The organism is Arthrobacter sp. LjRoot14 (assembly GCF_964253905.1).
Classification (GTDB): domain Bacteria; phylum Actinomycetota; class Actinomycetes; order Actinomycetales; family Micrococcaceae; genus Arthrobacter.
Window position 1 is genome coordinate 4,442,769 of sequence record NZ_CAXURL020000001.1, and the last position, 12,278, is coordinate 4,455,046.

12 protein-coding genes and 2 riboswitches are annotated in these 12,278 nt (G+C 67.7%); of the genes, 4 read left to right on the top strand and 8 right to left on the bottom strand.

The annotated features are described in order from the left end of the window. Nucleotides 1–2: 2 nt before the first annotated feature. Nucleotides 3–1,604 carry an aromatic amino acid ammonia-lyase gene (locus tag ACSQ12_RS20170; RefSeq protein WP_436066670.1) on the bottom strand — a complete coding sequence of 534 codons (1,602 nt, stop codon included), beginning with the start codon at nucleotides 1,602–1,604 and terminating at the stop codon, nucleotides 3–5. Between the two features lie 4 nt (nucleotides 1,605–1,608). Beyond that, nucleotides 1,609–2,904, bottom strand: a complete 1,296-nt coding sequence (locus ACSQ12_RS20175; RefSeq protein WP_436067034.1) for an NtaA/DmoA family FMN-dependent monooxygenase — start codon at nucleotides 2,902–2,904, stop codon at nucleotides 1,609–1,611. Between the two features lie 231 nt (nucleotides 2,905–3,135). After that, nucleotides 3,136–3,248, top strand: a riboswitch (SAM riboswitch). A gap of 82 nt (nucleotides 3,249–3,330) precedes the next feature. Between ACSQ12_RS20175 and ACSQ12_RS20180 the strand changes: the two genes are divergently transcribed. The 3 genes from ACSQ12_RS20180 to ACSQ12_RS20190 are packed head-to-tail and all read left to right on the top strand — an operon-like array spanning nucleotide 3,331 to nucleotide 5,216. Continuing rightward, nucleotides 3,331–3,600 (top strand): DUF1737 domain-containing protein, encoded by a 270-nt coding sequence (locus ACSQ12_RS20180; protein WP_436067035.1) that lies wholly within the window; start codon nucleotides 3,331–3,333, stop codon nucleotides 3,598–3,600. Next, on the top strand, nucleotides 3,597–4,007 hold the full coding sequence (locus ACSQ12_RS20185) for a rhodanese-like domain-containing protein (protein ID WP_043485100.1): 411 nt from the start codon (nucleotides 3,597–3,599) through the stop codon (nucleotides 4,005–4,007). The genes ACSQ12_RS20180 and ACSQ12_RS20185 overlap by 4 nt, the downstream gene beginning before the upstream one ends. After that, on the top strand, nucleotides 4,008–5,216 hold the full coding sequence (locus ACSQ12_RS20190; protein WP_209742061.1) for an O-succinylhomoserine sulfhydrylase: 1,209 nt from the start codon (nucleotides 4,008–4,010) through the stop codon (nucleotides 5,214–5,216). It abuts the gene before it with no gap. A 51-nt stretch (nucleotides 5,217–5,267) separates the two neighbouring features. On the opposite strand, the gene ACSQ12_RS20195 is transcribed toward ACSQ12_RS20190, so the two are convergent. The 6 genes from ACSQ12_RS20195 to ACSQ12_RS20220 form a co-directional block, all read right to left on the bottom strand. Next, nucleotides 5,268–5,591: a hypothetical protein gene (locus ACSQ12_RS20195; protein ID WP_209742060.1), complete on the bottom strand. Its 324-nt coding sequence runs from the start codon at nucleotides 5,589–5,591 to the stop codon at nucleotides 5,268–5,270. A gap of 28 nt (nucleotides 5,592–5,619) precedes the next feature. Further along, a complete protein-coding gene (locus ACSQ12_RS20200) occupies nucleotides 5,620–6,846 on the bottom strand; it encodes a glutamate--cysteine ligase 2 (protein ID WP_436066671.1) in 1,227 nt (408 codons plus the stop codon). Between the two features lie 73 nt (nucleotides 6,847–6,919). After that, entirely contained in the window at nucleotides 6,920–8,443 is a 1,524-nt protein-coding gene (locus tag ACSQ12_RS20205) for a UDP-N-acetylglucosamine 1-carboxyvinyltransferase (RefSeq protein WP_436066672.1), read from the bottom strand. Between the two features lie 109 nt (nucleotides 8,444–8,552). Next, nucleotides 8,553–9,356: an energy-coupling factor transporter transmembrane component T family protein gene (locus tag ACSQ12_RS20210; RefSeq protein ID WP_436066673.1), complete on the bottom strand. Its 804-nt coding sequence runs from the start codon at nucleotides 9,354–9,356 to the stop codon at nucleotides 8,553–8,555. Then, nucleotides 9,353–10,963, bottom strand: coding sequence for an ABC transporter ATP-binding protein (locus ACSQ12_RS20215; RefSeq protein ID WP_436066674.1), 1,611 nt, complete (start codon nucleotides 10,961–10,963; stop codon nucleotides 9,353–9,355). Before ACSQ12_RS20215 ends, ACSQ12_RS20210 begins: the two co-directional genes overlap by 4 nt. Nucleotides 10,964–10,979: 16 nt before the next feature. Then, nucleotides 10,980–11,612 (bottom strand): ECF transporter S component, encoded by a 633-nt coding sequence (locus ACSQ12_RS20220; RefSeq protein ID WP_436066675.1) that lies wholly within the window; start codon nucleotides 11,610–11,612, stop codon nucleotides 10,980–10,982. A gap of 73 nt (nucleotides 11,613–11,685) precedes the next feature. Next, nucleotides 11,686–11,828, bottom strand: a riboswitch (TPP riboswitch). Between the two features lie 150 nt (nucleotides 11,829–11,978). Between ACSQ12_RS20220 and ACSQ12_RS20225 the strand changes: the two genes are divergently transcribed. Beyond that, on the top strand, nucleotides 11,979–12,242 hold the full coding sequence (locus ACSQ12_RS20225; RefSeq protein ID WP_011693690.1) for a DUF4235 domain-containing protein: 264 nt from the start codon (nucleotides 11,979–11,981) through the stop codon (nucleotides 12,240–12,242). Nucleotides 12,243–12,278: the final 36 nt, after the last annotated feature.

Genomic DNA, 12,278 nt, shown 5'->3' on the forward strand with positions numbered 1-12,278 from the left:
CATCACTGCCTTTCCGTGCCGCCGGCGGCATGGGATTCCGGGCCGCCGTTCAGGGCACTGTTGAAGCCGTTCCCGAGGAAGGCGTCCAGTTCAACGCGCGCCTCGTCCACGAGCGCCGCGGCCGGCAGGTGCCGGGCCAGCAGGCCGGAAAGACGGTCGACGACGGCGGCCGTCCCGTTTCCCAGCGGCCGCACCGCGCGCGCCTCCGCCCCGGCCAGCAGGTACGCCGCCGTCAGCGCTTCGATGGCGAGCAGCTTCCCGGCAGCATCGACGGAACGCTCCAGCTGCTGGAGTGCCAGCGGCGCCAGTGTGGAGTGGTCCTCGACATCGGCAGACAGCGTGGGCGCACCAAGTGTTGCCGGCGCCGCGAGGAATTTGAGCTCGGACAGCAGGCCGGCGGCCGAATACCAGAGCAGTCCGGGCAGCTCTTCCGGCTCCAGCGGTGCCCCGTTCGTGGCGGCCTCGAGGTGCCGCTGGCGGATCCGACGCTGCGGCGGGTAGAGCTTGGCGATCCGGCGTTCGCTGCTGATCCCGAGGTGGGCCAGCCCCAGGCGCAGCGCCTCGAATGCCAGGGCCAGCTGCATGGGCTGGAAGTTGCCGCCGGAGACCATCCGCCCGGAGCCGATGTCGGTCAGCGGGTTGTCGCCCCGGCCGTTCAGCTCCACTTCCAGGGCGCCTTCCAGGGCCGTGACCTGCCAACGGATGGCGCCGTGGGTCTGGGGCGCCGCGCGGAAAGACAGCGCGTCCTGCACGGATACCTCCCGCTCCGGGTCCTCCAGCCACCCGCCCTCGAGGAGCCGCAGCACATGGGCCGCCGTGACCGCCTGCCCGTGAACTGCCTTGGCCGCCTGCACAGCCGGCGAAAACGGGCTGAGGTTGCCGCCGCCGTCGTGCCTTGCCGTCGCCTCGAGTGACAACGCGAGAGCGGTGTCCGCGAGGTCTGCGAGGCGGAGGAGGCGGTGCAGCACCAGCGCCCCGACGCCGATGGAATAGGAGTTGGAGCTGACCAGGGCCAGGGCTTCGCCGGGCGCGAGTTCCAGCGGAGCCAGCCCGGCGTCCGCCAGGGCCTGCCCGCCGGGCAGCAGCTGACCGTCCGTTGCCACCGCCTGGCCTTCCCCGATGGCGACGGCGGCAACAGCGGCGAGGTGGGTCAGGTCGGCGGAACCGACGGACCCTTCACGCGGGATCGCCGGGACCACCCCGCGGTTGAGCATCTCAGCGTAAAAGCGGGCTGTTTCCGGCCGGACGCCGGAGCCGCCGCGACTGAAGCCCACCAGCCGCGCCAGGATGACGGCCCGGACCTCGTCGGCGCCGAGAAACCCGCCCACCCCGCTGTTGTGGTACCGCACCACCTGCACCTGGTAGGCGAGGACCGCCTTTTCATCCACGGCGGTGTCCCGCCCGGATCCCAGCAGGGTATTGAGTCCGTAGACGCGGTGGCCGGAGTCGATGGCCTGCTGCACCACCTCGCGCGAAAGCCCGATCAGCTCCAGGGCGTCCACACTCAGGACGAACTGGACAGCCGGATCAGCCGCGGCCTCGGCGATATCCCGGGCACGCAGGTGGGCCGTGCCGATCAGGAAGTTTCCGCTGCCGCCGCCCATGGCGCTAGAAGTCCAGCAGGTTCCGGCGGAAGCCGCCGTCGCCATAGCTTGTCCGGAGCAGCCCGCGGCGCCGCAGCACCGGGGCCAGCCGGTCCAGCACGCCGTGAACGGTGGCCGGGTCAACGAAACCTGAGAACAGGAAGCCGTCCCCGCCCACCTGGACACCGGTTTCTTCGAGGTAGTCGGCAATCTCCTCGGCCGTGCCGATGATGCTGTCCCCTGCGCCGCCGCTGCGGGCCTGCAGGAGCTGGCGCAGAGTGGACCCGGGAGGACCCGCCTTGGCGAAATGGTCCAGGGTGCCCTGGTTGCTGTTCGTGGTGAGCTCGGGGAGCGGGGCGTCAAGGTCGAACTGTTTGAAGTCGATCACGGAGAGGTAGGAGATGGAGTTCAGCTGGCTGTCGATGTCGCGCTGCGTGAGCTGGCGGCGCTGCTCCCGGAGCTCGTCCGCTTCGGCGCGGGAGCCCACCACGGTGGGCTTGAGGACATACAGCACCTTGACGTCGTCGGGGTTCCGCCCTGCCGCGGCTGCCTCGGCCCGGATCGAATCACGGTAGGCCTTCATGCCGTCCGCACCCCTGGCGAGGGCAATCGCGACATCCGTGTTGGCGCCCGCGAAGGCCTTGCCCCGCGGTGACGCCCCGGCCTGCACCAGCACCGGTTCCTCGGGCATCGGTGCGGTGTTCAGCGGTCCACGGACCTTGAAGAACTCGCCGTCGTGGTTGATCGGGTGGACCTTCGTGTGGTCCGCGAAGATGCCTGCGTCCGCGTCCTCCACAATGGCGTCCGGCTCCCAGCTGCGCCAGAGCTTGCGCACCACGTCCACGAATTCCTCCGCTTTCTCGTAGCGGAGGTCGTGCTCGATCTGCTGGTCCAGGCCATAGTTCTGCGCGGCAAGGTCGCTGCCGGAGGTCACCACGTTCCAGCCCACCTGGCCGTTGGAGAAATGCTGCAGGGTGGCCAGCAGCCGTGCCGCCGTGAACGGCGGATAGAAGGACGCACTCACCGTGGGAACAATGCCCAGGTGTTCCGTGACGGAGAGCAGGTAGGGCACCAGGGCCAGCGGATCGTGCTTGGGTGCGAAGGATGCCTGCGCCAGCGACACCTCGGCGCTCCCGCCGTAGGTGTCCGGCACCGTGAGGGAGTCCTCGATGATAAAAAGGTCCAGCCCGGCCCGCTCGAATTCCCGCACGGCGTGCTGGTACAGGGCGGGTTTTTTCCAGTCGTACCCGATGCCGTAGCCGGGCGTGCCCCAGCCCTGGACACCGAAACCGTGACCCACAAACCAACCGAAGTGCAGCATGGGACTGACTGTATTCCGATTCGATTCATTCACGGCTGCCTGATTTCATCCGGCGTTACAGCGGTTCATCTCCCGTCATTATCCTCCCGGCAGGGTCTTTTGTAACTGCAGTCAGGGGTCGCGCAGGAACGGATGCGGCGCCGGTGCGCAGCCGCGGTGCGGGCGTTCCCGTTACGGAAGATGACGACGACGGCGGTGCGGGCCGCCGTCGTAAGTGTTACGTTTTTGGGGAGTAATGAGAACCGGTGCCAAGCCCTGACTGGCCGGTCGGCAACCCTCCTTCCACGGCGGGGTGCCTCAGGTGAATACTCGGCATATCGATATTCGAGTTGCAAGCGTGAGAGAAGGAGATCCGTCGTGTCCGACGCACCCGCACCGCTGGCCCCGGCAGCCGAACCGGCCGCCGCCGGCCAGGAACAACCGGCCCTGGCACTGCCGCAGGAAAAGCTGGCCTACCGGCTCATCACCGGCCCCGACGACCGCTCGTTCTGCGAGCGCATCTCCGCGGCCCTGGCCGACGGCTATGTCCTGCACGGGAGCCCGGCGGCAACCTTCAACGGCACCAGCGTGATCGTGGCCCAGGCCGTGATCCTGCCCGAGGCCGTCGCCAGCTCCGACGCTGCAGTGGCAACCGCAGTGGACGAACTTGAGTTCGACGCCGACTTCCCGGGCGAAGGCTTCGAGGGCCACGCATGAGCTACGCCGGAGACCTGAGCCCGCAGGACGCCTGGGCCAAACTGGAACAGGGTGCCGTCCTGGTGGATGTCCGCACCGAGGGCGAGTGGGCGCACATCGGCATCCCGGACACCAAAGCCACGGACAACGATCCCCTCTTTATCCAGTGGACCTTCCCCGGCGGCATCCCCAACCCGGACTTTGTCGACCAGCTGAAGCAGCAGGCCCCCGAGGATTCCGGCGTCGAACTGGTGTTCCTCTGCCGTTCCGGCGTGCGGTCCGTCGCCGCCGCCATTGCCGCCACACGGGCCGGGTTCACCGCCTACAACGTCCTCGAAGGCTTTGAAGGCGAACCGGACCGTTTCGGCGAACGCACCGTCAACGGCTGGAAGAACCGCGGCCTGCCCACCAATCTCGGAAAGAACTAAGTGACCTTCAATCCCGACGCCGCCGGCTGGAGCCCTGACACCCAGGCTGTCCGCGGCGGTCTTGACCGCACCAATTTCCAGGAGACCGCCGAGCCGATCTTCCTCAACTCGGGGTTCGTCTACGAATCCGCGGCAGCCGCCGAGCGCGCATTCACCGGCGAGGACGAACGGTTTGTGTACTCCCGGTACGGCAACCCCTCCGTCGCCACCTTCCAGGAACGGCTCCGGCTGCTCGAGGGCACCGAGGCGTGCTTTGCGACGGCGTCCGGCATGTCCGCCGTCTTCACGGCACTGGGCGCCCTGCTGGCTGCCGGTGACCGGGTGGTTGCCGCCCGCTCGCTGTTCGGCTCCTGCTTTGTCATTTTGAACGAGATCCTGCCCCGGTGGGGCGTGGAAACGGTGTTCGTGGACGGCCCGGACCTGGAGCAGTGGCGCGCCGCCCTTTCGGAGCCCACGACGGCGGTCTTCTTTGAGTCGCCGTCGAACCCCATGCAGGAAATCGTGGACATCGCCGCGGTCAGCGAACTGGCACACGCGGCAGGGGCGACCGTCGTCGTCGACAATGTCTTTGCCACTCCCCTGCTGCAGCGCTGCGGGGAGCTCGGCGCGGATGTGGTGGTCTACTCCGGCACCAAGCACATCGACGGCCAGGGTCGGGTCCTCGGCGGCGCCATCCTGGGCACCAAGGAGTTCATCGAAGGCCCGGTCAAGCAGCTGATGCGGCACACCGGACCCGCACTGTCCGCCTTCAACGCCTGGGTGCTGACGAAGGGCCTGGAAACCATGGCGCTGCGCGTCAACCATTCCTCGGCCTCCGCGCTTCGCCTGGCCGAATGGCTGGAAGACCAGCCGGCGGTCAGCTGGGTCAAGTACCCGCTGCTGAAGTCCCACCCGCAGTATGAGCTGGCGGCCAAGCAGATGAAGGCCGGCGGTACCGTGCTCACGCTGGAGCTCTTGCCGTCGGCGGGCCGCACGGCGAAGGAAGCAGCCTTTGCGCTGCTGGACGCGCTGCGGATCATCGACATCTCCAACAACCTCGGCGATGCCAAGACGCTCATCACCCACCCGGCCACCACGACGCACCGCGCCATGGGGCCGGAAGGCCGGGCCGCCATCGGGCTGAGCGACGGCGTGGTCCGCCTGTCGGTAGGACTCGAGGATGTTGACGACCTCATCCGTGACCTGGAGCAGGCGCTCAAGCAGATCTGACCATCCCGCCCCTGATCAGCGCCAAGCTACGACGGCCTGCCGCGCCGAACGTCAGGTGTCCAGCTCCCAGTGCAGGCGGATCGCTTCGGCTATCGGGGCGGCCGCAACATCCACGGTGAACGCCACGGGCGCGGTGCCGGTCTCTTCGATGACGGTGTCGTGGTAGACGCGGCCGCACGCCGGGCACAGTGTGTAAAGATCCTCGTCCCCGGGCCACTCGGCCAGTCCGGCAGGCACGGGAGTTCCCTCGCCAAGGTGCACGGGCATGCCTTCGGAGTTGGCCTGGATCAGCCCCTCGTCGCTGACGGTGTTACCGCAGACGCAGGTGATGGTGGTGACATCATGTCCCGTGACTGTTGCGTATTCGGTTTCCATGGCGCGCTCCGGGGTAGTAGGAACCTGTTCAGGACTGGCGGACGCGCAACAGCACGGGCGCTTTCTCGCGCGCGGTGATGGCTTCGGTCCGGCGCATGCTCATGTCCACCGCGTGGGCGACCACTGCGGCCAGCCCGGCAGCGGCGTCCGAGGTCCCGGCAAGGCCTTCCTGCATGGCAAGGCGCTGCTGTTCCGAACCGGTCCCCCTGTCCAGGATTCTCCGCACGCCTTCCCGGGCCAGTTCCAGCTCGTCCTGTTCCGCCAGGACGGGCGCCACGTAGTCCACCAGCGCATCCACCACTTCCCCTGCGGGAGCGGGACGGAATGTGCCGAAATCCAGGAGGTCTCCCCGCAGTCCGCAGTTGCTCGCCTGCCACGCGGCCATCCGCAGGAGCACCGTCGGTACGGGCGCCGGGTCCACACCGGCCCGCCATTCCCTGCAGGCCGATTCCACCAGGCCCCGCACCAGGACGGCGATCAGGGCGGCGTCCTCGGCCTGCAGGCAGACGTCCGCCACCCGGACTTCCACGGTGGGATGGTTGCGGGAGAGCCTCGCGTCAAAATAGATCATGCCTTCGTCAAGCAGCACGCCGCTGTCCAGCAGCCGGGTGACCACGCGGCGGTACATGGAGTGCGTCCCGAAGATCTGGGACGGGCCCGACGTCGGCCAGCGGTTCCAGGCCTGCGTGCGGTAACTCTCGAAGCCCGTCTCCACGCCGTTCCAGTACGGCGAGTTCGCGCTGAGCGCGGTCAGCACCGCCAGCTTGTCCCTGATCCGGTCGATGACAGCCACGCCTTCTTCCGGGGATTCGACGAAAGTGTGGACGTGGAACCCGCAGGTCAGCTGCTCGTGGACGGTGAGGCCAAAGCGCTCCTGCATGGTGGCATAGCGGGGGTTCGGTGTGGTGTGCGTCGTGGAGGCAATCGGCGAAGTCGCCAGCGCGGCCACCCGCGCATTGTGTTTCTTCGCGGCGCTGTCGGCCAGGGCCCGGCCCTGGCGGATCTGGAGGAGCAGCTCCTCGTAGTTCAGGCACGGACGGGTCTGCGTCTCGATCTGCTCGAGTTTCAGTTCGGCAGTGAGCCCGGTGTCGCCGTCGTGACGGTTTGGATCGTGAGGGTCAGGGATCCGGGGTTTGTCCGGAGCGTCGTCCGCAGCAAGCGTCCGCCCTGCCAGCAGGGCGTCCGCCAGCGCCAGCGGCTCCCCGGTCACGGGGTCCACAATCAGCAGCTCTTCCTCAACCCCGAAAGTTCGCATGCATACATTGTGCTCCTGTGCCGCCCTGTAAGACAGGCGCCGCAACGGCGCCTGCCTTACAGGGCGGAACGGGTCAGTCCTGGAAGTACTCGATCTTCGCACCGATGGTGTTGAGCCGCTCGGCCAGGTCCTCGTACCCGCGCTCGATCACGTAGATGTTGCGCAGTTCCGAAACACCGCGGGCAGCCAGCATGGCCAGCAGGATGCAGGCGGCCGGGCGGAGGGCGGGCGGGCAGCCCACCTCGGCGGCACGCCACCTGGTGGGTCCGTTGACGTAGATCCGGTGCGGATCCAGCAGCTGGACGCGGGCCCCCAGCTTGTTCAGCTCGGTGAGGTAGATGGCCCGGTTCTCGTAGACCCAGTCGTGGATCATGGTCTGGCCTTCGGCATTCGCGGCAATGACGGCGAAAAACGGCAGGTTATCGATGTTCAGGCCGGGGAACGGCATGGGGTGGATCTTGTCCGTCGGGGCATGCAATGCGGAGGGCTTCGTGGTGACGTCCACCAGCCGGGTACGGCCGTTACGGGCAAAGTACTCCCCGGAAATCTCCAGTTCCTGGCCCATCTGCTCCAGGGTGGCGAGTTCGATCTCCATGAACTCGATGGGAACCCGGCGGATGGTGACCTCGGAATTGGTCACGATGCCGGCCGTGATGAGGCTCATCGCTTCGATGGGGTCCTCGGACGGGAAGTACTCGATATTGACGTCGATGGAAGGCAGCCCGGTGATTTTCAGGGTGGTGGTCCCCACGCCGTCGATCTCCACGCCCAGGCCCTGCAGGTAGAAGCAGAGATCCTGGACCATGTAGTTGGGGCTGGCGTTGCGGATCACCGTGGTGCCGCGGCGGTGGGCGGCCGCCATGATGGCGTTTTCGGTGACTGTGTCACCGCGTTCGCTCAGCACAAAGGTGCGGTTGTCGCCGTCGGCCGGCGGTGCCTGCACCGAATAGAAGCCGGACGTGGCTTCCACCGACAGGCCGAACTGGCGCAGGGCCTGCATGTGCGGCTCCACGGTGCGGGTGCCAAGGTCGCAGCCGCCCGCGTACGGGAGGCGGTACTCCGCGGACTCGTCCAGGAGCGGCCCCAGCAGCATGATCACGCTGCGGGTGCGGCGGGCAGCCTCCACGTCCATGGAATCCAGGTCCAGCACGGCGGGGCGGCGGATCTGCAGATCGTTGGCATTGAGCCAGGTGCATTCGACGCCGATGCTGGTCAGGACCTCCACGATCCGGTTCACTTCCTCGATCCGGGCCAGCCGGCGCAACGTGGTGGTGCCACGGTTGATGAGGCTGGCGCAGAGAAGGGCAACTCCGGCGTTCTTGCTGCTGTTGACGTCCACCGAACCGGACAGCGTGCGGCCGCCCTCCACCCGGAGGTGCGTCATCTGCGGCCGGCCCACTTTGACGATGCTGCGGCCAACAATGGCCTCGAGCCGCTGGATCATTTTGAGGCTGAGGTTCTGCTTGCCCTGTTCCATCCGGGCGATGGCGCTTTGGCTGGTGCCCAGCTCGGCTGCCAGCTGCCCCTGGGTCCAGCCCTTCTCCCCGCGGGCATCGCGGAGCAGCAGGCCAACGTGTTCAGCAGTCTCTTGAGTCATACAAGGAAAATATCACGCATGAGCTATTTGGCCATTCGAAACGCCGGAAAGTGCACTCAAACTCACAAAATATTCACTTCGTGCGATATGCGGCGCCGGCCCCCGGAGGCTATTGCTGCTCGAGGAACACCATGTTCCAGGTCCCCGCACCGACTGCCGCGGACACTGCCGCGGCGGCAATCAGCACGCCGCCGAGGACCACCCAGATGTCCAGCTTGCTGAACGTGGACTCACGCGCCCAGGTCCGCTGCGCGCCGCCGAACCCCCGAGCCTCCATGGTGACGGCAAGCCGTGACGCCCGGCGCACAGCCTGGACCAGGAGTCCGAAGCTCTGCCCCAGCGTGGCCCGGAGGCGCTGCGCCGGACTGCCGTGCGAGCCCACACCGCGAGCGCGCCGGGCCATGCCGATCGTCTGCCATTCTTCGGCCATCAGCCCCACGAGCCGCATGGCGGCCAGCGTACCCAGCACGAAGCGGTGCGGCAGCTTCGCTTTCTGGGCGAGGGCGTCTGCCAGGTCAGTCGGGTCCGTGCAACTCATCAACAGCACCGCGGGGAGGGCGATCGCCACCCCCCGGAGCAGAAATCCCAGCCCCAGCTCCAGCGAACCTTCACTGATGGACCAGATGCCGACGTCGAGCAGTATCCTTCCGGCGTCAGGCGCCAGAATCGAGGTGCTCCAGCCGCCCAGTGCAGCCGCCAGGATCAGCGGCCAGCCACGCTGCCAGAGCAACGCGACGGTCAGTCCCGCCAGCGGAAAGAGCAGCAGCTCGAAGGCCAGCGCCACGGAGGCGGACACCCAGTCGATGGACAGCGCCAGCACCACGGTCATCAGCATGACGACGGCGAACTTGGCCAGCGGATTGGCCCGGGTGAGCAGGGCGTGGTTCGCCTGCAGGGTCAGCGCTTGCCTCATGGTGCAGCCACCTTCGGGTTGCGCAGTCCTGGCCGCCCGGGTTCGGGCGCGCCCAGTTTCAGCTCGGTACCGCCCAGGACGTCGCTGAACTCCTGGTCGTGGGTCACCGACACCACGGCGGTGCCGGCGTCGAGGAGTTCGGAGAGGAAGGAGGCGAGCTCGGCCCAGGTGTTGGCGTCCTGGCCGAACGTGGGCTCGTCCAGGATCAGCACGCGGGGATGCGCGGCCAGGACGGTGGCGACGGACAGCCGGCGCTTCTCCCCGCCGGAGAGTGTGTAGGGGTTGGCGTCCACCAGCTTGGTCAGCCGGAGGCGCTCCAGGAGTTCGTCCACGCGGTCCTCGCCGTGGCCCAGGTGCCGCGGGCCGAACATCAGCTCATCCAGCACCCGGCCGGTGACGAACTGGTGCTCCGGTTCCTGGAACACGGTGCCGATCCGGGAGATCAGCTGCTCCGCCTTCCACTTGTACGGGTCGATGCCGGCACCTTGGCTGAGGTCGACCGTGGCGGAAACCGAGCCCTCCACCGGCTGGAGCAGCCCGGCGAGGGTCAGGGCAAACGTGGACTTTCCGGAACCGTTGGGACCCGTGATGGTCAATGCCTGGCCGGCGCGGACCTGCGCCGTGATGCCGGACTGCACGGGGACCGGCGGGACAGCCTTGAAGCGCCGCCGGCGGGGGCGTTCGCGGGACACGGCAAGGTTTTCGGCGGCCAGCAGGAGGTTCCCGGCACCCGGCTCGCCCTGCGTTCCAGTGGCACCCGGCACTCCTGCGTCACCCGTTCGAGCCCGGGTGGCGGGCACGTACCCGGGCACCCAGACGCCGGCGGAGACGAGCACGTCCCGCGCCTCTGCCAGGACCCGGTCCGGAGGGCCGTCCAGGAGCACCGCGGTGTCCGTGGCAGATCCCGGCTGCAGCACCACGATCCGGTCCACAAGGTCCTTCCACACGCCCACGCGGTGTTCCACCACCACCAGCGTTGCCCCGGTCTTGTCCAGGCACCGGCCCACGGCGTCACGGACTTCCAGGACGCCGGCAGGGTCCAGGTTGGCAGTGGGCTCGTCGAGGAGCAGCAGTCCCGGGCGCATGGCGAGGATCCCGGCAAGCGCGAGGCGCTGCTTCTGCCCGCCGGACAGAGCTGACGTCGGGTGGTCCAGCGGCAGGTGGGCCAGCCCGACGTCGTCGAGCGCCTCTCCGACACGCGTCCAGATGTCCGCGCGCGGCACGGCAAGGTTCTCGGCGCCGAAGGCGACGTCGTCCCCCACGCGGGAAAGGACCACCTGCGTCTCCGGGTCCTGCTGCATGAGGCCGGCGCGGCCGCGCTGAGCACGCGGCGGGGCACCGTCGATGAGCAGGGAACCGGTCTCGTCGGAGTCGTCGGCATCCGGCGTTCCGTCGTGGGCTCCGGAGTCGCTGTCCCCGAGCACCCCGGCGAGTGCGTGCAGCAGCGTGGACTTGCCCGCGCCGGAGGGACCCAGCAGCAGCACGCGTTCGCCCGGCTGAATGTCCAGGTCCAGGCCGTGGACGGCGGGCCGGGACCGGCCGGCATGCCGCCAGCCCCAGCCGCGTGCCGTAACCGCTGCCGGGCGGACGGTGTCGGAAGGCGTCATGAGCAGTGTCCGTTCATCAGGAGAAGACAGGCTCCGTCGCTGCCTTGCGGGAGGCGAAGGAGCTCAGCACACCGGTCCGGGCCAGTCCGCGGGTGGCCAGCCAGGACAGTCCGCCGGCGATGATGGCGCCGGAGATGGCCGTGAAGATGATGTAGGCCAGCTTGTCGCCGGCAGCGTAGGCGATGTTCCAGCCCCACGGTGCGAACGAGTCGTTCAGGCCGCAGAAGAGGCCTGCAGCGGCGCCGGCCAGCAGCGAAACGGGCAGATTGAACTTCTTGTAAACGAACACCGCGAAGATGATCTCCGCGCCGAGCCCCTGCACGAAGCCGGAGAACAGCACCGACGCGCCGTACTGCGAGCCCATGATCAGCTCACCCGTGGCGGCCACTGTTTCGCAGAACAGGGCGGCTCCGGGCTTGCGGATGATCAGCATGCCCAGGACGGCGGGAATCATCCAGCCGCCTGCGATAAGGCCGGTCAGCGGCGGGTAGACGGCGTTCATGGGCGGCGAAACTGCGGCAGCCCCCTGGGACCAGGCCCAGAAAATCACGCCTCCGGCTACTGCGATCAACGCGGCAACCACAATGTCCACCACGCGCCAGTTGCACTTGCTGTTGCCAAGCGTCTGCTTGGCCGTCATTCCAGTCATTTTCTTCCTCCTGAGGTACAGGAGGGGAGAGTGTTCCCCGGACCGTCCGCGGCTTCCGCCGCCTGCTGCCGGACACTCTGAGAACTCGACTCCCTTGCGCCGGTACTAACCGGATCAGGTTCGAGGGTCTGCGGCTGTCCGCACTCTCAGCGCCCGCCTCCGGTTCCCTGGAATGTTCCAGTGATGCCCGACGGCGACGCTCCCCTGTCGTATCAATTCGCCCTTGTGGGCGTGGATCAGTTTACACCCGCGGGCCCGCGAAATCCCGGGGAGGGTGTCACAATGCGCGGTGATGCGGCCGGGTTGATGCGGCTAGGCTAGGGGAAGCCCTGTTTCCGTTGTTTCCCACCTGTAAGGGGTACTGGAGTGAGTTTTTTCATCAAGCTGCTTGGAACCGGAGTGAGCCTGCTTGCCGGATTCGCCGGCACCAAGGCCGTTGACGTCGTCTGGGAAAAGATCACCGGCCGCAAGCCCCCGAAGGGCGACAAGGACGACGTCCCCACCACCCTGCGCAGCGCCCTGACCTTTGCGCTGATCTCGGCGGCTGTCAGCGCCATCATCCAGGTCCTGGCCAACCGGGGCACGCAGCGTGCCATCACCCGCTTCGCCAAGAGCCAGGACATCGTCTAGGCCCACCCGGGAGAGTTTTTGTCCAGGTAACGGGAG